Origin of the sequence: Rahnella aceris (assembly GCF_011684115.1) — a bacterium.
GTDB lineage: Bacteria > Pseudomonadota > Gammaproteobacteria > Enterobacterales > Enterobacteriaceae > Rahnella > Rahnella aceris.
In genome coordinates this window covers 255,493-278,088 of record NZ_JAADJV010000001.1, presented here as the reverse complement: position 1 = coordinate 278,088, position 22,596 = coordinate 255,493, and the positions used below count along the sequence as shown (strand labels likewise).

Annotated in this window: 24 protein-coding genes; 13 read left to right on the top strand and 11 right to left on the bottom strand. The window is 53.0% G+C overall.

Translation table 11 applies throughout. From position 1 onward, the window contains the following. Window positions 1-3: 3 nt before the first annotated feature. The 3 genes from csgC to GW591_RS01375 all read right to left on the bottom strand — a co-directional run bounded on the left by csgC (window position 4) and on the right by GW591_RS01375 (window position 1,428). Window positions 4-333, bottom strand: coding sequence for a curli assembly chaperone CsgC (gene csgC, locus GW591_RS01385; protein WP_013574474.1), 330 nt, complete (start codon window positions 331-333; stop codon window positions 4-6). Window positions 334-423: 90 nt separating this feature from the next. Then, window positions 424-900, bottom strand: coding sequence for a curli major subunit CsgA (gene csgA, locus GW591_RS01380; RefSeq protein ID WP_013574473.1), 477 nt, complete (start codon window positions 898-900; stop codon window positions 424-426). Window positions 901-939: 39 nt separating this feature from the next. Beyond that, on the bottom strand, window positions 940-1,428 hold the full coding sequence (locus GW591_RS01375) for a curlin (protein WP_112151248.1): 489 nt from the start codon (window positions 1,426-1,428) through the stop codon (window positions 940-942). An 871-nt stretch (window positions 1,429-2,299) separates the two neighbouring features. Here GW591_RS01375 and csgD point away from each other — a divergent pair. The 4 genes from csgD to csgG are packed head-to-tail and all read left to right on the top strand — an operon-like array spanning window position 2,300 to window position 4,667. Continuing rightward, entirely contained in the window at window positions 2,300-2,950 is a 651-nt protein-coding gene (csgD, locus tag GW591_RS01370; protein ID WP_013574471.1) for a biofilm master transcriptional regulator CsgD, read from the top strand. After that, window positions 2,931-3,350 (top strand): curli production assembly/transport protein CsgE, encoded by a 420-nt coding sequence (csgE, locus tag GW591_RS01365; RefSeq protein ID WP_013574470.1) that lies wholly within the window; start codon window positions 2,931-2,933, stop codon window positions 3,348-3,350. Before csgD ends, csgE begins: the two co-directional genes overlap by 20 nt. Before the next feature lie 58 nt (window positions 3,351-3,408). Then, the gene (gene csgF / locus GW591_RS01360; protein ID WP_369794818.1) at window positions 3,409-3,801 is read left to right on the top strand and encodes a curli production assembly/transport protein CsgF; all 393 of its coding nucleotides are present in this window, start codon (window positions 3,409-3,411) and stop codon (window positions 3,799-3,801) included. A gap of 32 nt (window positions 3,802-3,833) precedes the next feature. Further along, on the top strand, window positions 3,834-4,667 hold the full coding sequence (csgG, locus tag GW591_RS01355; protein ID WP_013574468.1) for a curli production assembly/transport protein CsgG: 834 nt from the start codon (window positions 3,834-3,836) through the stop codon (window positions 4,665-4,667). Window positions 4,668-4,734: 67 nt separating this feature from the next. Here the strand turns inward: csgG and GW591_RS01350 are convergent, their stop codons facing one another. After that, on the bottom strand, window positions 4,735-5,193 hold the full coding sequence (locus tag GW591_RS01350; protein WP_013574467.1) for a nuclear transport factor 2 family protein: 459 nt from the start codon (window positions 5,191-5,193) through the stop codon (window positions 4,735-4,737). A gap of 188 nt (window positions 5,194-5,381) precedes the next feature. On the opposite strand from GW591_RS01350, the gene GW591_RS01345 reads away from it, so the two are divergent. Then, on the top strand, window positions 5,382-7,187 hold the full coding sequence (locus GW591_RS01345) for a DUF4153 domain-containing protein (protein ID WP_112151249.1): 1,806 nt from the start codon (window positions 5,382-5,384) through the stop codon (window positions 7,185-7,187). Window positions 7,188-7,229: 42 nt separating this feature from the next. Here the strand turns inward: GW591_RS01345 and GW591_RS01340 are convergent, their stop codons facing one another. Beyond that, window positions 7,230-7,754 (bottom strand): cytochrome b, encoded by a 525-nt coding sequence (locus GW591_RS01340; RefSeq protein WP_037036325.1) that lies wholly within the window; start codon window positions 7,752-7,754, stop codon window positions 7,230-7,232. Window positions 7,755-7,995: 241 nt separating this feature from the next. Between GW591_RS01340 and GW591_RS01330 the strand changes: the two genes are divergently transcribed. Continuing rightward, window positions 7,996-8,622, top strand: a complete 627-nt coding sequence (locus GW591_RS01330; RefSeq protein WP_013574464.1) for a YbhB/YbcL family Raf kinase inhibitor-like protein — start codon at window positions 7,996-7,998, stop codon at window positions 8,620-8,622. 21 nt (window positions 8,623-8,643) lie between these two features. After that, window positions 8,644-9,486: a helix-turn-helix transcriptional regulator gene (locus GW591_RS01325; RefSeq protein WP_131638704.1), complete on the top strand. Its 843-nt coding sequence runs from the start codon at window positions 8,644-8,646 to the stop codon at window positions 9,484-9,486. Between the two features lie 80 nt (window positions 9,487-9,566). Here GW591_RS01325 and alaC read toward each other — a convergent pair whose 3' ends face one another. Both alaC and GW591_RS01315 read right to left on the bottom strand, forming a co-directional pair. After that, complete coding sequence (gene alaC, locus GW591_RS01320) at window positions 9,567-10,826, bottom strand: alanine transaminase (protein WP_112151252.1); 1,260 nt, start codon at window positions 10,824-10,826, stop codon at window positions 9,567-9,569. Between the two features lie 117 nt (window positions 10,827-10,943). Then, window positions 10,944-11,483, bottom strand: a complete 540-nt coding sequence (locus GW591_RS01315) for a GNAT family N-acetyltransferase (protein WP_112198044.1) — start codon at window positions 11,481-11,483, stop codon at window positions 10,944-10,946. A 114-nt stretch (window positions 11,484-11,597) separates the two neighbouring features. Between GW591_RS01315 and GW591_RS01310 the strand changes: the two genes are divergently transcribed. Both GW591_RS01310 and GW591_RS01305 read left to right on the top strand, forming a co-directional pair. Continuing rightward, a complete protein-coding gene (locus tag GW591_RS01310; RefSeq protein ID WP_013574460.1) occupies window positions 11,598-13,331 on the top strand; it encodes a sensor histidine kinase in 1,734 nt (577 codons plus the stop codon). 64 nt (window positions 13,332-13,395) lie between these two features. Then, window positions 13,396-14,166, top strand: coding sequence for a LytR/AlgR family response regulator transcription factor (locus GW591_RS01305; protein ID WP_013574459.1), 771 nt, complete (start codon window positions 13,396-13,398; stop codon window positions 14,164-14,166). 137 nt (window positions 14,167-14,303) lie between these two features. On the opposite strand, the gene glk is transcribed toward GW591_RS01305, so the two are convergent. Then, window positions 14,304-15,275 (bottom strand): glucokinase, encoded by a 972-nt coding sequence (glk, locus tag GW591_RS01300; protein WP_013574458.1) that lies wholly within the window; start codon window positions 15,273-15,275, stop codon window positions 14,304-14,306. 218 nt (window positions 15,276-15,493) lie between these two features. Here glk and GW591_RS01295 point away from each other — a divergent pair, with 218 nt between their 5' ends. Next, the gene (locus tag GW591_RS01295) at window positions 15,494-16,756 is read left to right on the top strand and encodes an ion channel protein (RefSeq protein ID WP_013574457.1); all 1,263 of its coding nucleotides are present in this window, start codon (window positions 15,494-15,496) and stop codon (window positions 16,754-16,756) included. Here GW591_RS01295 and GW591_RS01290 read toward each other — a convergent pair. Further along, on the bottom strand, window positions 16,753-17,451 hold the full coding sequence (locus GW591_RS01290) for an aspartate/glutamate racemase family protein (RefSeq protein ID WP_166859966.1): 699 nt from the start codon (window positions 17,449-17,451) through the stop codon (window positions 16,753-16,755). The genes GW591_RS01295 and GW591_RS01290 overlap by 4 nt on opposite strands. 102 nt (window positions 17,452-17,553) lie before the next feature. Continuing rightward, window positions 17,554-18,027, bottom strand: coding sequence for a multidrug/biocide efflux PACE transporter (locus tag GW591_RS01285; RefSeq protein WP_166859964.1), 474 nt, complete (start codon window positions 18,025-18,027; stop codon window positions 17,554-17,556). A gap of 132 nt (window positions 18,028-18,159) precedes the next feature. On the opposite strand from GW591_RS01285, the gene GW591_RS01280 reads away from it, so the two are divergent. Then, complete coding sequence (locus GW591_RS01280; protein ID WP_119261359.1) at window positions 18,160-19,047, top strand: LysR family transcriptional regulator; 888 nt, start codon at window positions 18,160-18,162, stop codon at window positions 19,045-19,047. On the opposite strand, the gene GW591_RS01275 is transcribed toward GW591_RS01280, so the two are convergent. Next, window positions 19,036-20,694 (bottom strand): alpha-keto acid decarboxylase family protein, encoded by a 1,659-nt coding sequence (locus GW591_RS01275; RefSeq protein ID WP_013574453.1) that lies wholly within the window; start codon window positions 20,692-20,694, stop codon window positions 19,036-19,038. The genes GW591_RS01280 and GW591_RS01275 overlap by 12 nt on opposite strands. Before the next feature lie 328 nt (window positions 20,695-21,022). Here GW591_RS01275 and mgrA point away from each other — a divergent pair, with 328 nt between their 5' ends. Together mgrA and GW591_RS01265 are read left to right on the top strand one after the other, a co-directional pair. Continuing rightward, window positions 21,023-22,012, top strand: a complete 990-nt coding sequence (gene mgrA / locus GW591_RS01270) for an L-glyceraldehyde 3-phosphate reductase (RefSeq protein ID WP_119262223.1) — start codon at window positions 21,023-21,025, stop codon at window positions 22,010-22,012. A 159-nt stretch (window positions 22,013-22,171) separates the two neighbouring features. After that, window positions 22,172-22,585 carry a DUF2502 domain-containing protein gene (locus GW591_RS01265; RefSeq protein WP_121019570.1) on the top strand — a complete coding sequence of 138 codons (414 nt, stop codon included), beginning with the start codon at window positions 22,172-22,174 and terminating at the stop codon, window positions 22,583-22,585. The last annotated feature ends 11 nt before the right edge of the window (window positions 22,586-22,596 follow it).

Genomic DNA, 22,596 nt, shown 5'->3' with positions numbered 1-22,596 from the left:
GTATCAGGCGTCATTCGGCAAGGTAAGCTGCTTTTCCAGACGCAGTTTGTCGCCGTCTGTAATGGTTATCATAATTTGTGTTTTCCCGCCGGGCTGGACGGCAAAACGCATCTGTCCCAGAGGCTGTGGCTGATTGGCGGAAAGATTCACATTGTGGCTCTGGCGGCTGGTGCTGGTGCCTGCGGTGCTTTCCTGCAAAACAGAAACCGCCACCTGACAGGAACAGGCTTTGGTGAGACTGACCATCGGGGTAATAACATAATTCTGCGCCTCGTTGTGCGTATCAAACCAAAGCTGGTTGGACATCACGGCGGCGATCAGCAGTAAGTGCATAGCGTTTATCCTCAGGGTTCCGTCGAAAAAAAACAGGGCTAGTGCCCTGTTCTGCTTTACTCCTCCCCTTCGCAGGGGAGGGAACACTAATCAGTTTTGTGACGCGTAGGCCAGGTTCGCGGTACCGACCTGAGTAATGCTGGTCAGAGATCCATTGGCACCTTGTGAAGCCTGGGCATAGTTGCCTGAACCGTTCTGGGACACGAGCACTTTGCTGCCGTTAGCGCTCTGAGAAACGTTAGCGCCGTTGTATTCACCTTTTTGTACCACACTGATCAGGCTGCCATCACCGGTCTGAGTCGTCCCGGCGCTATTTCTGTAGCCATCCTGACTGATTGCGGTCAGCGATTTTTGTGCGCCAGATTGAGTGGCATTCGCCAGGTTTGCCGTGCCCTGCTGGTAAATCTGAATTTCAGAATTCCACTGAGTGGCAGTGAATGTCGGCACAGTTGATGAAGGTGGATTATGACCGTGGTCAGAGCCACCCCCGCCATGACCAGGACTGGTTGCAAATGCACTGCCACTGACGACTAAAGCGGAGACTGCCACAATTTTCCAAAGTTTCATGATGCTACCCCATTGGTTTAATATCGGATGTTTGGTGTGTTAATGCTGTGTCACTCTAATCGCCATTCCTGACGAATTTTGCACGACGCCGCTGCTCTGGTTCGTACCATTCTGGCGAATTTCCGTCACACTCCGGCCTTTTTGCAGAATGTATGCGGTATTGCCAAAATTCTGTTGCGTAATGGATGCATCCCCGCCACCGGTTTGCGATACGTAGGCGAAATTATCACTGCCGCTTTGGGATATATCCGCGTTATTTCCATTACCTCGCTGATTCACCAGCGCAGTATTCTCTGACCCGGACTGACGGATAACGCCGGAATTTCCAGAACCCGTCTGATAAGTGGTGGCCAGATTGTTATTACCGTTCTGATAAATCACTGACGAATTCCCCGATGAATTCCTTACGCCAGCAAAAATCTGATCCGGCACCTCAGAATTCATTTCCGGATAGGCCATATCAAATTGCTGTGCATGAATGCCCCAGGAGGTTGAAAGTAACGCCAGGGTCAATAAAGTCTTTTTCATTTCGTCACCCTGTATATACCGGCACCACACTTTGCTTACCGGCTAATTGCTGCTGACGAATTGATTATGGTGTTTGCTCAAAATAAGGAACTCACCCGCTCGTCGTATTTTAATTTCAGACGTCATCAAAAAGCATGAGGCGGTATTTATCATACGGATTGACCAGCGCGTCTCAGTAAAAGGTCAGCACGGCTAATCAACCCATGGCATTAATCCTAAAGTTACAGAGCAAACCGTTTTAAATAATCACACAAATGCAACTATTCTTAATTCTCTCTGAAACTAAAACAGCCCTAAAAGAGATCCCCCGCACATTTCCACCCCTTAACAGTCGCTTAAAAATGCCTTCCCGCTGCCTTGCGGCGCGGTTTAACAGGGCATAAAGAAGCCTGCAGATGTGCTCACCTAAGTAAAATCAATACGAAAAGATAAACCAGTTTGAGTTATTTAAGGCGAAATACGCAGCCGGCTGGTGTTTGAGCCCCCTTAATTCGCAGCGCTATCTGACAAATATGCTGTCTTAACAAGGCCAAACGTTAAGATAGTGTAAATTTATTACTTAAGCCCTCTTTAATAGGGCGGAATTTAATTTCCCGGAATACATAAGGAAAGCTTTATACATTTTCAGTTACATTTTGAAACATAAATAAGCCTTGCGTAAGGTAAACCAAAAGCTAAATTGAGTCAGTACCGCACATAAACCACCTGAAAATATTATGTGCCTCAGGTTGTGAATATTTGCTACTTTCAGATATGCACAGCAAACATACAGCTATAGATTTAGCAAAATAAAATCTCAGTCTATTCCGTGCCTTTTCAATATTCAGGCAGTGGCAGACTGTGGCTATAAAAATCAGGGCAGGGTTTCATTATGAGTAATGAAGCAGCAATCAATAATAATATTCTTTTATTAGTGACCAAACCATCATTACAAGCCAGTGCTTTATTGCAACAATTAAAACAGCAACTTTGTGTCAATACCCGGCTGCATAATATCCATAAATCACTTGAGGATCAGGCGCTTCAACAGGCATTAATTCTCTTCGATATGATGGAAGCCGATCGCCGGACAATTGAACTGTGGCAAACAGCTATTAACCGCTATCACGACAACGTGAAGTTATTATTATTAAACACACCTGATAATTATCATTTTCGGGAAATTGAAACCTGGCCGGGGATCAGCGCCGTTTTTTATCTCTCCACTGACGAAGAACATCTGGTGGAAGGGATCAGAAGCGTGATCCGCGGAGAATGTTACTTCTCTCAGGGCTTCGCCAGTTACCTGATCAATCAGTCCGGTGCTTTCCGTCATCTTCACTCAGAAGAAACCGGCCTGACCCATCGTGAAAAAGAGATCCTCAATAAGTTACGTGTGGGCGCCTCGAACACGGAAATCGCGCGTTTGCTGTTTATCAGCGAGAACACCGTCAAGACGCATCTCTATAATTTATTTAGAAAAATCTCGGTTAAAAACCGTACCCAGGCGGCGTCCTGGGCGAATGACAATCTCAAGCGCTGACATCATGACTATTTGCATAAAGGGCTTCTGGCTCTGGCTGGCGCTGTTATGCGCCACCTGCCTGCATGTTCAGGCTGCGGATATAAAAGACCCGGGGCTTATCACCGACAGAACCGTGACATCGGTCGGCCACGATTTTTACCGTGGCTTTACCGGCAAATGGGAACAGAACTACCCGGAAACCATCACCATTTCAGAAAGGCCCAGCGCCCGCTGGGGGAGCTGGATCACCATAAAAATAGGTCAGGACACCCTGTATCAGACTTTGCTGTTTCCCAACCGGCGCAATTTTAATAAGGACGTCGATACCGCCATTGCCGGTGTAACCGAAGCGTTATCACGGCGGCAATTAGACAAAGCGTTACTGGGCACCGGGGATCTCGCCCATGACGAATTTTAATGCACAGCCTCTTAAGGAGAGCATCGTGAATATTCCAGTCTCAGCTTCGCGTTCAGTCATGCTGCTGGCATTGCTGACGGCGTCCCCGGTTTCCTGGGGCGGCAATATGGTTTTCCAGTTCATCAACCCGAATTTCGGCGGCAACCCGAATAATGGCGCGTTTCTGCTCAACGAAGCTCAGGCGCAAAACTCCTATAAAGACCCCGATGCGTATGACTTCGGGTCCACCTCGACGTCTGCACTGGACAATTTCACCGCCTCGATTCAGTCACAATTGCTGGGCAGCCTGATGGGCAACGTCAATCAGGGAAAACCGGGGCGGCTGGTAACACAGGACTTTATCGTGGATATCCAGAATACCGACGGACAGCTGGTGATGAATGTCACTGACCGCAAGACCGGTAAAATTTCCACTATTCAGGTTCAGGGTTTGTCCGCCACCACCAACTGATTCCGACGATCAATAAAAACAGGAACGACATCATGCGCAGCTATTTATTACTCATCGCAGTTTTTGTGTTGAGCGGGTGCCTCACAGCAGCACCGAAAGAAGCCGCAAGACCGACATTATTGCCCCGGGCGCCAAGCTATACCGATCTGACGCATTTGCCTTCGCCGCAGGGCCGGATTTTTGTGTCGGTCTATAACATTCAGGATGAAACGGGCCAGTTCAAACCGTATCCGGCCAGTAACTTCTCGACCGCCGTGCCACAAAGCGCCACAGCGATGCTGGTATCGGCACTCAAAGATTCAAAATGGTTTATCCCGCTGGAACGTCAGGGGCTGCAAAACCTGCTGAACGAACGCAAAATTATCCGTGCCGCGCAGGAAAATGGCAGTGTCGCGATCAATAATCAGCGGCCACTTTCCTCGCTGGTGGCAGCGAATATTCTGATTGAAGGCTCGATAATCGGTTACGAAAGTAATGTGAAATCAGGCGGCGTGGGGGCGCGGTATTTCGGTATCGGTGCCAGTACGCAATACCAGCTGGACCAGATAGCCGTGAACCTGCGCGCTGTCGACGTCAATACCGGCGAGGTTTTATCTTCCGTAAATACCAGCAAAACGATTTTGTCGTATGAAGTGCAGGCCGGGGTGTTCCGCTTTATCGATTATCAGCGGTTGCTGGAAGGCGAACTGGGCTACACCACCAATGAGCCTGTGATGTTATGCCTGATGTCGGCGATTGAATCCGGCGTGATTTATCTGGTAAATGACGGTATCGAACGTAACCTGTGGCAGTTGCAAAACCCGTCGGAGATCAACTCACCCATTCTGCAACGCTATAAGAACAACATTGTCCCTGCCGAATCCTGATGAGAGGCAGTTGGCGAAGGGGAACCGTGGGTTGAAACGGTTTCCCTTCTTTTTTTATCCGACAATCTCAGGTTTTGCTTTCCTCGCTTTTCATCACCTGCCGGTAATTATTCACCCGCTTTTTATCCTCAAGATTAAAGTCCGGATCGAGATAAATGCTCAGCCGTTTGATCAGCAAATCTTCAAAGACAAAGACAGTGCAGAAATGATGGCTGCCGACTTCGGACGTCGGCCAGCGGTCACCGTTTTGCATCACGCCGCGCATCTGCCCTTCCAGCACAATGGCATCTCCGTCACTCAGAAAGCGGAAAGCGTTCTGAATATGTTGGATCTTGTCGATTTCAAGCGCAAAGCGTTTACCCAGTTCCCCCAGTGAAGACTTTCCCTGCGCGGTGCCAAATTTTGGAAAAAACAGCACCACATCTTCAGCAAAGAGATCCAGTAAAGAGGCATCTGCCTGATCCAGTTTGGCGTAGAAATTCTTAACAATTTCAATGCGCTTTTCTTTCAGTTCATGTTCTGCCATTTTCACCTCGAAATTCTCCATCCAGTCCATAAGCCTAGTGACTGCCGCTGATTTTGCCAGTTATGAAGGGTCGCTCACAAAACGCTGAGGCCGCTCAGGTGAAGAGTTTTCTGCACCGGAAGCCGGAACCCTCTACACTGGCATGCGTTTTTAACAACATGTCCTCTTACACTTTCGGAGAGTCACGGATGTCTCAGTTCAACAGAGCAGGTCGCGCGATGCCGCCTCTGCCCGTTCCCACCCGCTGGTTAATCCTTGCGATTTGCCTGTTGCAGGGGTTCCTGCTGTATTACTTCTTTTCAGATCACGCGGCCATCAGATATGCCGGGTTCTCTCATAATATTTACGGCCAGACTATGGCATTAACATTACCGGTGCTGATTTCTCTGTCAGTAGTACAGCCTGGTGATCGCCGGTTCTGGGGCGGAACGGGGTTACTCATCCTGTTACTGGCGGGCATGGCAGCCTGGGCGAAAAGCAATATCGCGGCAACGTCCGGGGACAGCGTGATGGTGCCGTTTAACCTGTCGCTGACGCTGCTGGTCTTTTTTGTTTTGCCGTGGCTGCAGGTGCAGGCGTTCCCGGCAGAAAGCCGTTACCGTTACGCCAACCTTTCCGCCTGCTACAGCCAGAATACGCTGTGCGCCATGCTGACCTTGCTGATGATGCTGCTGGCCGTTGGCGTGATGGCATTATGTGCCGGGCTGTTCCGGGTGATCGGCATTGAATATTTCCATGAGCTGTTTTTCGATACGCCGCTGTTTATGCATCTGGTGTTCGGCCTGCTGCTGGGCATCAGTATCGTCACCTGCCGCACGCAACCGGCGCTGATGAATACCACCCGCAATATCATCCGTTTTATTCTCAAAGGCTTGCTGCCGCTGGTGGCGTTCGTTGCGCTGATTTTCCTGTTCGCCCTGCCGTTCACCGGCCTGACGGTGTTATCGCAAGCCTGGTCCGCAGCCAGTTTGCTGACCACCATGGCGCTCGGCATTCTGCTGCTGGTTAACGTGGTACGCGAAACCGATCACGCTGAAAAACCGTATCCGCGGGCGATCCGTTTGCTGGTGAATGCGGCGATTTTACTGCTGCCGGTGTATGCCGTGCTGGCGCTGTATTCCACCGGCCTGCGCGTTTCGCAATACGGCTGGACGCCGCAACGTCTGTGGGCGGTGCTGGTGATCAGCGTGACGCTGATCGCCGCCCTTTGCTACAGTTTTTCGGTGATCGATAAACGCCCGGACTGGCTGCCGCGTATTACCCAATTCAATAAGCCGTTGTCGCTGCTGGTGGTCATTCTGTTGATGGCGGCCAACAGCCCGCTGCTCGATCCTTACCGTATCAGCGTCAACAATCAGATTGCGCGACTCGACAGCGGCAAAACGCAGGCGAAGGATTTCGATCTGAAGATGCTGCGTTTCGATACCGGTCGCCGTGGCAACGAGGCGCTGACAGCGCTGCAACAACACCCCGCGTTTACTGCCGATCCGCGCCTGCAGGTCACACTGAAAAATATGATCGCGCAGACATCACGCTGGGGCGCTTACGATGATAAAGAGCATGCTGCACTGGCGGAAAATTATCGCGTGGAAGATGCTAAGAAGATGATTCAGCTCGCGAAAGGCGCGGTATCCCCCGACGACACCTGGTGGAAAAACCTGCCGCAGTTGGATGAATACCGCAACACACTGCGCGACTGTCACAGCCTGCAGGGCGCGTGTATCGTTAATACGCTGGATTTAAACAACGACCGGCAGAAAGAAGTTTTCCTCTGTAATACGCTGGATACGCCTTCCGTCAACTGCCGTATTTACGCCAGACAGGCCGGGAAATGGGCGCAAACGGGAGAACTTTATCTGTATGAAGAAAAGGATAACCCTGCGCTGATCACTGCCCTGCGCAACGGCGAGGTCAAACCGGTAACGCGTAAATGGGCTGACGTACAGATTGACGGTAAACGCCGGGTCATTCATTACAAACACGACGAAGAATAACCGCCTCCCTTCACCGGCAGATTTCTGCCGGTGAATCCCGCTTTATTTTCCCGGCATCATGCGCAGTAAGGTGTCATCTTTGCGCAAGTAATGATGATAAATCGCTGCCAGCGCGTGCAGGCCAATCAGGTAATAACCGCAGTTTGCCAGGAACTCATGCGCCGTTTTCACCGTGCGGCGGACATCGGGATCCGGCGTCACAAACTGTGGCACCGGCCAGCCGAATAAAAACCACTCCCGCCCGCCAAACTCCAGCGTCAAAATCCCCAGCACCGGCAACGACAGAAACAGCAGATATAACACCCCATGCACTGCATGGGACGCGGCTTTTTGCCAGCGCGGCACGGGCGGCGTGATCGCCGGTGTCGCATGGCGGGTCCGCAGGAAAATGCGCACAAACATCAGCAACCAGACACAAATCCCGAAATTAAAATGCAGCAAACGCACCAGCGGCTGATTATCTTCAGGGAAATAATCACGGGTCAGCATCGCCGTGTAGGTCAGAATAATCATCAGTAACGTCGCCCAGTGCAGGCTGATCTGCGACAGCGAATAACGGGTTTTCATGAGTAATTTCCTCGCCGGAGGATAACGTGTGGAAAACAGGAATATTGCCCTGAGTATAGAAAGGAATTGCGCAGACTTTGTGGATATACCCGCTACAGGGATTAAACGCGGCAGACATTCACCTTTCCGCTCATAATGACAGGAAAAGTGAATAATTTGACCGGTGATGTTCCCTGTCTGTCCGCACCGCTCTTTATAATCAACGCACACTGAAATAGCATTGTCTGATGCGGAGTTTACGATGAAATTGATTAGCCAGAGTTTTGAGAACGGTGCACCTATTCCGGGTGAGTTTTCATTTGCCGTGAAAGATACCCAAAACCACATTGCACTTTCCGATAATAAGAACCCGCACCTGGCGTGGAGTGATGTGCCGGAAAATACCCGTTCGTTTGTGCTGGTGTGTGTGGATCCGCACGTACCAGGCCGCCCGGACGACGTGAATCAGGAAGGCAAAGTGGTGCCAGCTTCGCTGCCGCGCATCGATTTATTCCACTGGCTGCTGGTGGATATTCCGGCAGATGCTCGCGAAATCGCCGCAGGCAGTCACAGCAACAGCGTGACGCCGCACGGCAAACCCGCGCTGCCCGCCAGTGCCGGAATGCGTCATGGCATCAACGGCTATACCGCATGGTTTGGCGATGATGAAAACATGGGCGGCGACTATTACGGTTACGACGGCGCGTGCCCGCCGTGGAACGATGAACGGGTGCATGACTACGTATTTACGCTGTATGCGCTGGACATTGAAAAACTGGATTTGCAGGATAAATTCTTTGGCCCGGATGTGTTGCAGGCCATCGAAGGTCACGTTCTGGCGCAGGCCAGCCTGACCGGCACCTACACGTTAAATCCCAATCTGGATTAAAGTCCGCAGGCAGGAGAAACCATGCCCTCTGAGCAGCACAGTCACGCCGTGAGTCTTTTGCCAAATAAATTGCCGGTCAGTCATGACCGGCTTTTTTCACGGGCCGAGCCTTATCTGCAACAGCCTCATCAGGTGTCGAATTTTCGTTTTTTTGAGCCTTCGCTGCTGCGGGTGAATTCTGGTCAGCTGGCGCTGCGCCATGAAAACGGCACGTCGGTGCAGCTTGGGAATTCGGAACATCTGATCGTGGTGTCGCAGCATACGCTGGCGCACGTCAGTAAAACGCCGGACGCGGCAAACGGTTTTTTCTCGTCGCTGTATCTGGGGTTTTCACCTGCGCTGGTAGCGGAATTTTATCGCGATAACGCCCGGCTTCTGACTGCGCTGTCGCCGCTGAACGGGTTTGAAACTCTCCCGCTGGATGACGAATTACGCGATACGCTCGATTTTTGCCTGCGCGGGATCGGCAATCCGGCCAGTCATACAGTGCAGCGAAATCGTCTGACCGCCGTACTTATCGCGCTGGCAGAACGCCGCATATTGTTTATGCCGCGCGCCGCAGAACCGCTCGGTACACGTCTTACCGCCCTGCTGGCGGCCGCGCCGGAATTTGCCTGGACGGCCGCCAGCGCCAGCCAGCAACTGGCGATGAGCGAAGCCACGCTGAGAAGGCGTCTGGTGGAAGAGCAAATCAGTTTTCGCACGTTGTTGCAGGATATCCGCATGCATCATGCGATCACCCTGCTGCAAACCACGCGCTGGAATCTTTCGCAAATCGCGGATGCCTGCGGTTATCGGGCCAGCTCGCGTTTTTCCCTGCGCTTCAAAGAGCGTTTTGGCTGTTCGCCTGCCGATATTCGCTGAACAAACCGGCCGCATAAAAACAAAAAAGCCAGTCATCTGAATGACTGGCTTTCATTTATCGCTTTCAGCGCATCAGAATATTATTCGTTAACGGCCTGTTCCGGCTCCACAGGCGGTTCACCCGCCGTTTTTTTCGGTGGCAGCAAACCGTCTGCCCGGAACATCGCTTTGATGCCGCGCACCGCCTGGCGGATCCTGTCCTGATTCTCGATCAGGGCGAAACGCACATGGGTATCGCCGTAATCACCAAAACCAATGCCCGGCGACACACAAACTTTAGCGTCGGCCAGCAGACGTTTGGCGAATTCCAGTGACCCTAAATGCGCATATGCAGGCGGAATTTTTGCCCAGACATACATCGACGCTTTCGGATTTTCCACCATCCAGCCCGCTTCATGCAGCCCGCGTACCAGCACGTTACGGCGCTGGCGATATTGCTCGGCAATGTCTTTCACGCATTGCTGATCCCCTTCCAGCGCCGCGATGGCCGCCACCTGCAACGGCGTGAAGGTGCCGTAATCGTGATAACTTTTGATACGCGCCAGCGCGCTGACCAGTTCAGGATTACCGACCATAAAACCGATGCGCCAGCCCGCCATGTTGTAACTTTTCGACAGCGTGAAGAATTCCACCGCAATGTCTTTTGCACCCGGCACCTGCATGATTGACGGCGCTTTCCAGCCGTCGTATACGATGTCGGCATACGCCAGATCGTGGATCACCAGCACGTTGTATTGCTTAGCCAGTGCCACCACGCGCTCGAAGAAATCCAGCTCCACGCACTGCGCCGTCGGGTTGGACGGGAATCCGAGGATCATCATTTTCGGCCGCGGAATGGTTTCGCGAATGGCTTTTTCCAGCTCGGCAAAGAAATCTACACCTTCAGCCAGCGGCACAGAACGCACCTGCGCACCGGCAATCACGGCACCATAAATGTGGATCGGATAACTTGGGTTGGGCACCAGAACGGTGTCGCCGTGATCGAGCGTCGCCAGCATCAGATGTGCCAGCCCTTCTTTCGAACCGATAGTGACGATAGCTTCACTTTCAGGGTCGATCTCTACCTGATAACGATCGGCATACCAGCGGGAAATCGCACGGCGCAGACGCGGAATGCCGCGTGAGGTCGAGTAACCGTGCGTGTCTTCACGCTGCGCAACCTGCACCAGTTTTTCCACAATGTGCGGCGGTGTCGGGCCGTCAGGGTTACCCATACTGAAATCGATAATGTCTTCGCCACGATGGCGTGCGGCCATTTTCAGTTCAGCGGTAATGTTGAAAACATAAGGGGGAAGACGATCAATACGTGAAAAACGACGGGGTGAACTGGAATCAGCCATAATTTCCTCTGGGATACGTAAGCGCCCGGACCGTCCGAGCGACGCTGGCCGCGTAACGGCCTTCTACGAACATAACGCAGAGGAAAATGGCTGTCGAGATACTGCGCATTCTTTTTTTTACTGCGGACGCGGATCGGTCGCCAGCAGCCCCAGCAGCCAGTCGTTTTTCCACTCGTCGCCGATCCGGTAGCTGTCCCGTAAACGGCCTTCCATGAGGAATCCGCATTTTTCCAGCACACGGCGCGAAGCGTCGTTGCCTTCAAGCACGTTGGCCTGCAGACGGTGAAAACCACACTGGTCAAACGCAAAGTTCAGCACTTCGCGCAGGGATTCCACTGCATAACCTTTGCGCTGATGTTCAGGTGCCAGAATGAATCCGACTTCGCCCTGTTTATAGGGCCGCCAGTCCGGGAAAAATCCGGTCAGCCCCACCGCCGCGCCGGTGTCTTTTTCGCGGATCAGCAGGCACAGCCAGAAATCACTGTAGCGATCCCAGTGACCAAGACGTTGTTCAAAACGGCTATGAACCTGTGCATGGGTTTCGATATCGCCGATAAAACGCATGACGTCCGGGGTCTGATACAGCCGCAAGAAAAATGCCCAGTCGTCAGCCTGGATGGGCTGCATGATCAGCCGCGGCGTGGATAACAAAATCATGTCGGAATGTGCTCCTGTGTCTGGCGATGGTGAAAGTCTGACCTTTTACATATAATAACCGCTGAATCCATTTGGCACGCTTATCTTTCAATCGTGCAAAGAGCCTAATCTGCCATGCCTCACATGTTCGATATGCTGCTGGCGGTCTTCGACCGTGCGGCGCTGATGCTCATCTGTCTGTTCTTCCTCACGCGAACCCCGCTGTTCCGCAAACTGCTGCACAAAGAAAATGAAACCCATACGCCGCTGGAACTGACTGCGGTCACCGCCATTTTCTCGCTGTTCGCCATTTTCGGTACGCTCTCAGGGATCAACGTCGAAGGCTCACTGATCAACGTGCGTACGATCGCGATCATGTCGGGCGGGATCCTGTTCGGGCCGTGGGTCGGGATCATTACCGGCCTGATTTCCGGCACGCACCGTTTCCTGATCGACATTCACGGACCAACGTCTGTTCCGTGCCTCATCACCAGTATTACCGCAGGTTTCCTTTCCGGTTATATCAATAAGAAAGTCAAAAAATCACTGCACTGGAAAGTCGGCATTCTGGGCGGCATGCTGTGCGAAACGCTGACCATGATCCTGATTTTACTGATGGCGCGACCGTTTTCGCTCGGGCTGGATATCGTCATGAACATCGCTGCACCGCTGATCCTCGGAGCCAGTTCCATCGGCCTGATTGTGTTGCTGGTGCAAAGTGTCGAGGATGAAAAAGAGGTGATTGCCGCACGGCAGGCGCGGCTGGCGCTGGATATTGCCAATAAAACGCTGCCGTACTTTCGCAATATAGATGGCCGTAACATAGAAGGCAGGAATATCAACGCCGAATCCCTGGCCAGTATCTGTAGCATTATTCGTGATGATATCGACGCCGATGCGGTGGCGATCACTGATACCAAAAACATTCTGGCGTACGTCGGCGTGGGTGCTGAAGAGTATAATATCGGCCATGAAACGCTGAGTGAGATGACCAAAGCGACGCTGGAAAGCGGTGAAATCACGGTCAGAAACAACGATGAAATGCACCGTACGCCGCAAATTCACTCGCTGATTATTATTCCGCTGTGGGAAAAAGGCGAAGTCACCGGCTCGCTGAAAATCTATTATTGCGACCCGCACCGCATCACTTATTCGCTGAAAGTGATGGCGATCGGGCTGTCGCAAATTATGTCGACGCAGATGGAAGTATCACGCACCGAACAGTTGCGCGAGATGGCCAATAAAGCCGAAATGCGGGCGTTGCAGAGCAAGATAAATCCCCATTTTCTGTTTAACGCGCTGAATGCGATTTCGTCGTCTATCCGCGCCCGCCCCGACGTGGCGCGCCAGCTCATCATCAACCTTTCCCGTTATCTGCGTTATAACCTGGAACTGAACGATGAACTGATCGACCTGCGCAAAGAACTTCATCAGGTACAGGATTACATCGCCATTGAGCAGGCGCGGTTCGGCAGCAAACTGACGGTGATTTATGACATTGATGACGACATTTCGGTGAAAATTCCCAGCCTCCTGATCCAGCCGCTGGTCGAAAACGCCATTGTGCACGGCATCCAGAAATGCAGCGGAAAAGGCGTGGTGGTGATTTCAGTGAAGCATCAGGCTGACGGTATCAGGGTATCAGTAAAAGATACCGGCCACGGTATTAATCAGGAAACCATTGACCGTGTGGCACGCAATGAAATGCCCGGCAACAAAATCGGCCTGCTCAATGTGCATCACCGCGTTTCATTGCTGTATGGTCAGGGCCTGAGCATCCGCCGTCTTGAGCCAGGCACCGATATTTCGTTTGTTATTACCCACGCTCCTGCAAAAGTCACGCAAGCCCTTGAGAGCAAAATAGCCTGACTACAGGGACGCTTTTTCATTTTACCCGCCCGCCTTTCGGGCCATCGCACCGGGAGATAATTCAGTGAAAGCGATTATCGTCGAAGATGAAGTACCGGCTCAGGAAGAGCTGAGTTATCTGATTAATACCCACAGCAGCATCAGCATTGAAGCAATATTGGATGACGGGCTGGACGTGCTTAAATACCTGCAATCACATGAAGTGGACGCGATTTTTCTCGATATCAGCATCCCTTCCCTTGACGGCGTATTACTGGCGCAAAACATCAGTAAGTTTGCGCATAAACCTTATATCGTGTTTATCACCGCCTATAAGGAGCACGCCGCAGAAGCCTTTGAAATCGAGGCATTTGATTACATTCTTAAGCCTTATCACGAGTCACGCATTGTCACCATGCTGCAAAAGCTGGAGTCACATTTTCGCCGGGATAAAGAGCTGACAGTGAAGGAACCGGGCGATAAACCAGAAGGTGTTGCCCCCGTCGCGGGCAGCACCCCGCGTGTCAGTCACAGCATCAATCTGATCAAAGATGAGCGGATTATCGTTACCGATATCAACGATATTTATTACGCCGCCGCACAGGAAAAGGTCACGCAGGTATATACCCGCAAAGAAGAATTCACCATGCCGATGAACATCACCGAATTATGCAACCGCCTGCCGGAGGAGCATTTTTTCCGCTGTCATCGTTCGTACTGCGTGAATCTGTCGAAAATCCGCGAGATCGTGCCGTGGTTCAATAACACCTATATTTTGCGCTTAAGTGATTTAGATTTCGAGGTGCCGGTAAGTCGCAGCAAGGTGAAAGAATTCAGGCAGTTAATGCGGTTTTGATCGGGCTTTTGAAATAGAAAGCCCGATTCTTCCGCTAAGTCATTGGAGTTGCAGCAAGGCGGCAAGTGAGAAGATCCCGATGAGCTGACTGATGTCAGTGATTCGGGTCTTCGAGCGCAGCCAACACCGCTGCAACTTCAAGGACGAAGAGGAAGGCCGATAGACTGACGCAGGTACGCCCCGGCACCCACAAGCCCCGGCTGATCGTGCGTGATCAGGAACACCGGAATATCCATCAGATAATCTTTGAAGCGGCCTTTGTCTTCAAACGCGGCACGAAAACCGGAAGCTTTGAAGAAGTCCAGGAAGCGCGGAACAATGCCGCCGGCAATGTACACGCCGCCGAAGGTGCCCATGTTCAGCGCCAGGTTGCCACCGAAACGCCCCATGATGACGCAGAACAGCGACAGTGCGCGGCGGCAATCCAGATTTTCGTCTGCCAGCGCCAGTTCTGTCACGTCTTTCGGTTTGAAGTTTTCCGGCACGCGGTTATCTGATTTAACAATGGCACGGTAGAGATTCACCAGCCCCGGACCGGAGAGAATACGCTCGGCAGAAACGTGCCCCATTTCGGTACGCAACTGCTCAAGAATGATGTCTTCTTCTTCGCTGTTTGGCGCGAAATCAACATGGCCGCCTTCGCCCGGCAGACTCAACCATTGGTTATTGGCATGAATTAAGTGTGCGACGCCCAGCCCCGTGCCAGCACCGTAAATCACTGCCGGTTTGCCGTCCTGCGCTTTTTTACCGCCGAACTGCAACAGGTCATCTTCTTTCAGCATCGGGATCGCCATCGAAACGGCGGTGAAGTCATTGATCACTTCCAGATGTTGCAGGCCAAGGTTTTTCTTCATTTCGGCAATGGAAAAGGCCCACGTATGGTTGGTCATGGCCACCCAGTCGCCAGTGATCGGGCAGGCGATGGCAATACATGCATCCTCAACATCCTGATGCTGCTGCGCGAGGTACTCACGCACCACGGCTTCGAGGCTGTCGTAATCCAGCCCGGAGAAAGTCTTAGACTGAGAAATATCGCCGCTGTCCAACGCGCAAAGCGCCAGGCGGCAGTTGGTGCCCCCGACATCGCCCACCAGGGAGTATTTGGTCATGTTATTCTCCGCAAAAGTAAATTCATTATGCTGCGCATTTGCGCCAAATTCGTGTGGGCAAAATAGCGGTAATTGCTATACGCTGCAACGCAGTTTTGAAGCAACCCACATTTATGCAGCATGCCACACAAAATAATGTCGACAGCCCGCAAACCGACTTTGCCGGGATTCATCTAAGCTATCAGAGCAAACAAAATTATAAATAAGGAAATACGTGCATGTTCCATCCCCGCACCAGAGTCATGTTAGCTTTTGCCCTGCCCGCGATCATTATTGGCGTGATGTCCAGCCTGGTTCTGGTATTCGTCATGATGATTTCTGGCGCGCTGCAAAATCTGCTGTGGGAGAACATTCCCGCCGTGCTGAATATCAATACACAATCCGCCAGCTGGACGCTGTTTATGCTGACACTGACCGGCATTGGCGTCGGCGCCATCATTAAGTATATGCCAGGCCACGCCGGGCCGGATCCTGCCACGGAATCTCTGATTGGCGCCCCGGTGGCAGTCAGCGCTTTACCTGGGCTGGCGCTGGCGCTGATGGTCGGACTGGCAGGCGGTGTCAGTCTGGGGCCGGAACATCCGATTACAGTGATTAATATCGCGCTGGTGGCGGCAATAGGATCCCGTTTATTGCCCGCAGTGCCAACGACGGACTGGGTGATCCTGGCGGCGGCCGGGACTATCGGCGCGTTGTTCGGCACGCCGGTGGCAGCCGCGCTGATTTTTTCGCAAACCCTCGGCACCAGCAAAGATGTGCAGTTATGGGATCGCCTTTTTGCGCCATTGCTCGCCGCGGGCGCTGGCGCCATCACCACCGATCAGTTTTTTCAGCCCGATTTTTCGCTCAGCATTCCGTCGTATGACGCCGCCAGCCTGATGGATATTTTCAGCGGGTCAGTCGTGGTGCTGATTGCCATCGCGCTGGGGATGATTGCCGTCTGGTTGTTCCCGCATGTTCACCGGATGTTTAACAATATTCAGAATCCGGTATTGCGCCTGGGTATTGGCGGCTTTGTGCTGGGTTTACTGGCGCTGACAGGCGGGGAAATTACCCTGTTTAAAGGGCTGGATGAAATGAAGGAACTGGCACATTCCAATGCGTTGTTTGAGATGGGGCCGTTGCTGGCGATCACCCTGACCAAACTGGCGGCGTTAGTGGTGGCGGCAGCCTGCGGTTTTCGTGGCGGACGCATTTTCCCGGCGGTGTTTGTCGGGGTATCGCTTGGCCTGATGTTGCATCAGTACGCACCGGATGTGCCGGCGGCGGTGACCGTTTCATGCGCCGTCATGGGCATGGTGCTGGTGGTGACACGCGACGGCTGGCTCAGCTTGTTTATGGCCGCAGCGGTGGTGCCGGGGCTGAAATTATTGCCGCTACTGTGCATCGTGATGCTGCCAGCCTGGCTGATGCTGGCAGGTAAACCGCTGATGCAGGTGGCAAAACAGCGGCTCAACCGGCCGGTCCCGGAAGAAGATTAATCCTGCTTTAGTGCAAACTCCGCCGCCGCCAGCGCATGAATGGCGGTGGTGTCAAAAACCGGCACGCTCGCGTCTTCAGCGCCCACCAGCAGGGTGATTTCGGTACATCCGAGAATAATGCCTTCCACGCCCTGCTGTTCTAATTTGCCAATAATCCGCCGGTATTCTGCGCGGGAATCCTCCTTAATCCTGCCCAGGCACAGCTCTTCATAAATAATGCGATGAACAATCCCGCGGTCAGCTTCATCCGGCGTCACCAAGTCAATCTGATGTTTTTCCTGCAAACGTCCGCGATAGAAATCCTGTTCCATGGTGAAACGCGTGCCGAGCAGACCGATTTTATGCAGCCCCTGTCCGGTGATTTTGTCTGCCGTCGCATCGGCGATATGCAACAGCGGCAGACCGCCGATCCGCTCGATATCGTCTGCCACTTTATGCATGGTGTTGGTACACACAACGATGACCTCCGCCCCTGCACGCGCCAGTGAATTCGCGGCGTTACCAAGAATTTCACCCGCCTGCTGCCAGTCACCGGCCATTTGCAGCTTTTCGATTTCATAAAAATCGACGCTGTAGAGAAACAGTTTGGCAGAATGCAATCCCCCCAGTTGCTGCTTCACATGCTCGTTAATCATGCGGTAATACGGCACGGTAGATTCCCAGCTCATGCCACCAATCAACCCTAACGTTTTCATTTGCACACCCTGTGTTTATGCGGATGGCAAAACCATAACCGACAAAAAGCCCGCGGACAAAGAAAATGTCGGCGGGCTTTTTTGTGCATTCAGCGATGCGGATTAATGTTTGGCCGGGCAATCCTCTGCGGCCAGACGGCGGTCCATCCAGCGCTGGCGCAACGTGTCGTAAGCCCAGTTGTAGGCCACGGTATACGGCAGGAAGAACAGGAAGAACCCGACTTCCAGCATAAAGGCGTCCAGCAGCCCGATCCCCAGCCACAGTGCGGCAACCGGCAGACCAATCATAATAAATCCACCTTCGAACCCCAGCGCGTGCGCCACGCGGATTTTAAATGTCCGCACCACGCGGGAAACCGGCCAGAATTTGTCGAACAGGCTGTTATAAACGATGTTCCAGACCATCGCTGTCGTCGACAGCATGATCGCCAGCGCGCCCATTTCCCAGACCGGTTTGTTCAGCGCCCAGGCTGCTGCCGGTGCCGAAATCAGTACCGCGATTGTTTCAAAACCCACCGCGTGGAAAATGCGTTCGCCGAACGTTTTCTGAGAGATATTCCGTGTTTGCTTAGACATAAAAACCTGCCTGATTCCTGATCATTGTTACGTGACGGCTGTCACAGGCAGTCATTATCATCACTAAATAAGATAGTTAAAAGATAGAAAGTATCGATAAAATAGATAGATCAGAACCAGAAGGAGTACCTGATGCGCTATTCACCGGAAGCCCTGATGGCTTTTGTCGAAGCGGCCGATACCGGATCGTTTTCAGCAGCGGCGCGTAAACTGCGCAAGAGTCAGTCGAGTGTCAGTACGGCGATCGCCAATCTGGAAGTGGATCTGGGCGTAACACTGTTTGACCGCCAGAGTCGCCAGCCGGTGCTGACCCCAGCCGGACAACGCGTGCTCAGCCACGTTCAGGCGATTCTGGCGGCCAGCGAACGCCTCGATGAACTGGCGGTGCGTTTATCGACGCAGGTGGAAACTCGCCTGACGTTTGTGCTGTCTGACACTTACCAGCCGACTCACCACGAGGCGCTGCTGCGCCGGTTTGAACGCCGGTATCCGGATATCGAATTTGAATGTCAGATCGCCGAAGATCAGGATGTGATCGACCTGTTGCAGTCTGGCCGTGCCCATGTCGGCATGGTGGAAGTACAGGCGAGTTATCCGCCGGACATTGGTGTGGCGCGTTTACCGGAACAAACGGATATGTCGGTATTTTGCAGCCGTGAACATCCGCTGGCAAAAATCACCGATCTGCAACCGGAGCAGTTGCACACCTTCCGCCAGCTTTGCCTGCAGCCTTACAGCCGTCGTGAAATGCCGCGGGCGCGGGGTCAGATCTGGTCAGCGCCCAGTTATCTGATGTTGCTGGAAATGGCGGAACAGGGATTTGGCTGGGCGACACTGCCGCACTGGCTGGTGAAACAGTTCGGACATGACAAACTGCTCAGCCTGCCGATGCGCGGCTGGCCGAAGCAGATATCGGTGGATGCGGTCTGGAGTAAAAACAATCAGCCCGGTCCGGCGGGTTGGTGGTTCATCGACCAGCTGACTGTCCCGCCATCACCGGAAACTGATTTATTGCCCTGAGTTACGCTGCGCCAGCGATTTAGTCACTGAGTTGAGCAGTTCAGGAATATCCATTTTTGGCAAAATGACTTCTATCCAGGCCATCTGCCGCCGTGCGGTGGCCTTTGCTATCGCTTCTTTCAGCGCCTGCGGCGAATCCGCCCGCGCACTGAAGACTTCTTTACCGCCGAAGGCCGCCGGGAACTGTGTCCAGTTCCACTGCGCGATGTCGTTGTAGCGCTGGGTTTCGCCGTGTATCGCCCGTTCGACGGTATAACCGTCATTGTTAATCACAAAAATAATCGGCGGCAGGCCATAACGGATGGCGGCACCTAATCCCTGCAAGGTGAGCTGTGCGGAGCCATCGCCAATCAGCAGCACGACACGGCGGTCCGGTACGGCAATCTGTACACCAAACGCGGCGGGCAGCGTGAAACCGATTGAGCCCCATAACGGCTGGACGACGAACTGGCAATCCTGCGGCAAATTCAGCGCCGCCGCGCCAAAACAGGCGGTGCCCTGCTCAGCGACCAGCACATCTCCCGGTTGCAGGAAATCCTGAATCTGTTGCCAGAAGGCATATTGCCCGAGGCTGTTATCGTGCGACAACGGCAATGCGTTGTGTTTAACAAGATAAGGCGTCCGGCCGGAAGCCAGTTCAGCGGTGAGGCGGTGCATCACGCTGACCGTTTTTTCGAGCGGCAGCTGATGGAAGATCTTATCGCCCACGCGGGCAAAAAAGGGCTGAAGGTCGATGCATTTTCCGGACGGAAGCTGCTGGGTAAAACCGGCGGTGATGGTGTCAGTAAATTTCACCCCGACCGTGATCACCACATCAGCCCCTTCAATCGCTTCTTTCGTTGACGGTGCGCTGGCGGCCCCCGAATAAGTGCCAGCAAAATGCGCCTGCTGCTCGTTGAATAAACCTTTACCCATCAGCAACGTTGAATGCGCCAGCGGCACTTCTTCCATCCACTGTTCCAGCGCCTTTTTAACCTTGAAGCGGTCTGCCAGAAAATCCGCCAGCAACGAAACACGGTTTGCACCCCGCAACTGCGTTTCAGCGGCGGCAGTAAAAGCTTCCAGAGAAGAAGCCGAGAAAGGCGGCTGACGCGCAGGTAACGCATGCGCACGGGTACTGACCGGCAAAGCGGCCACATCGCTGGGCAATAACAGGTAACCCGGCCGCGAGCTGTACATCACTTCTTCAATCACACGGTCGATTTCAGCCAGGGCATTTTCCGGTGTGAGGGACGCCTGCGCCACGCTGACCGGAGCTGACATCCGCATGAAATGACAGAATTCGCCATCTCCCAGCGTGTGATGCAGCAGCTCACCTTTACGCTGAGACGTCAGTGCTGGCGCACCCACGATATGCACGACGGGCACATATTCCGCATAACTACCGGCAATGCCATTCAGTGCGCTCAGTTCGCCGACACCAAACGTCGTCAGCAACGCCGCAATACCTTTGGTACGGGCGTAACCATCTGCGCCATAGGCGGCATTTAATTCATTGGTACAGCCAACCCAGGTGATTTGCTGATGATTAATCACACTGTCGAGGAATTTCAGATTGTAATCGCCCGGCACGCCAAACAACTCGGAGATCCCGCTGAGTGATAAACGATCTAAGAGATAGTCACCTACTGTGTATTCATTAACCATGACGATCCTCTGTGAAAAATAAAGTAACCAGTTAATCCCACTAATATGAGTATTACTCCAAACCGGGGGACAGCACATTTATTATTCGAAATAAGGCATGGCAACGCAGAGTTACACCCCTGCACTGTGTTAATGCAGGGAAGCGGATTCAGCAGTAAAGGTAATAGGCAGGAAGAATAGTCACGGTAATCAACGATCCTGCGTACAAGGATTGTTCCGGATGTGATCTGATTAGCTGGAAATGCTTGTGAAAGCGCATACACTAAAATTGGTTTTTTATGACATTTATAACCTTCTGTTCACTTCTGAATTTATTATAAGGACTCACATGGTGTATCAAGCCAGTCCAACCCGTTACGAGAATATGGAATACCGTCGCTGTGGCCAGAGCGGTCTGAAACTGCCCGCCGTTTCCCTGGGTTTGTGGCATAACTTCGGCGATAACGCCCATTTTGAGAATGGCCGGAAACTGATCCGCCATGCTTTCGACCATGGGATCACCCATTTCGATCTGGCCAATAACTACGGCCCGCCTCCGGGTTCGGCAGAACAGCATTTCGGCCGCATCCTGCAGGAAGATTTATTGCCTTATCGCGATGAGCTGATTATTTCCTCCAAAGCCGGTTACACCATGTGGGACGGCCCGTACGGAGACTGGGGCTCGAAAAAATATCTGGTCGCCAGCCTGAATCAGAGCCTGAAACGCATGGGGCTGGAGTACGTGGATATTTTCTATCATCACCGTCCTGACCCTGATACACCGCTGGAAGAAACCATGGCCGCGCTGGATTTGATCGTGCGTCAGGGCAAAGCCCTGTACGTCGGTTTGTCGAACTATCCGGCAGAACGCGCCAAAAAAGCGTTTGAAATCCTGAAAGATCTTGGCACACCGTGCCTGATCCATCAGCCGAAATATTCCCTGTTCGAGCGCTGGGTTGAGGCTGATCTGCTGGATACGCTGGCGGATAACGGCGTCGGGTCTATCGCCTTCTCGCCACTGGCAGGCGGCGTGCTGACTGACCGTTATCTGGCGGGCATTCCTGAAGATTCCCGCGCAGCCAGCGGCAGTAAGTTCCTGACAGCAGATCAGCTGACGGAAGAGAAGCTGGCAAAAGTGCGTAAGCTGAATGATATTGCGCAGGCACGCGGTCAGAAGCTGTCGCAGATGGCGCTGGCGTGGGTTCTGCGCGGCGACCGCGTGACGTCCGTCCTGATTGGTGCCAGTAAAACCAGCCAGATCGACGATGCCGTGGGCATGGTCTCTCACCGTCATTTCAGCACAGAAGAACTGGCGGCGATCGAAGGGATTTTAGTGTAAGCGATTACCCTGCGGTATAAAAAACGCGCCTTTATGGAGGATTCGTAAGTAAACCGTTAAGGCGCGTAAATCATTCAAAACAGGATTGTAAGCAATAGTACCGGTGCCCTCTTCCCCTTATAACTGTCAGCATAAATTATAAGGAATCTGGGGCCACTCATGTTAAAGCCGGTACTTTTTGCCACATTGTTCTTTACCCTGCTCCCTGCGGCGGTACCCACCGTGCAGGCCAGCAGCTTCAGCCTGAATACGCCGGGCCTTTCTATCAATATCGGTGATCGCGACAGGCGGGGTTATTACTGGGACGGCTATGACTGGCGTAACCCAGGCTGGTGGAATGGTTACCGTGGTCACCACTATGGTGCACGCAGCCCGCGCGGCTATTACTGGGATGGTTATCGCTGGCGCGATCATGGCTGGTGGAACGAACGCCATCCTCCACGTCGTCCGATGCCGCCACCGCGTTATCATCACAGCGACCACGGACGTCCGCATTATGATCACCGCCGCGGGCCGGATCGGGGTCGCGGCCATGATGATCGCCGGGGCGGGCATGGCGATCACCGCCATTAATCAACGGAATA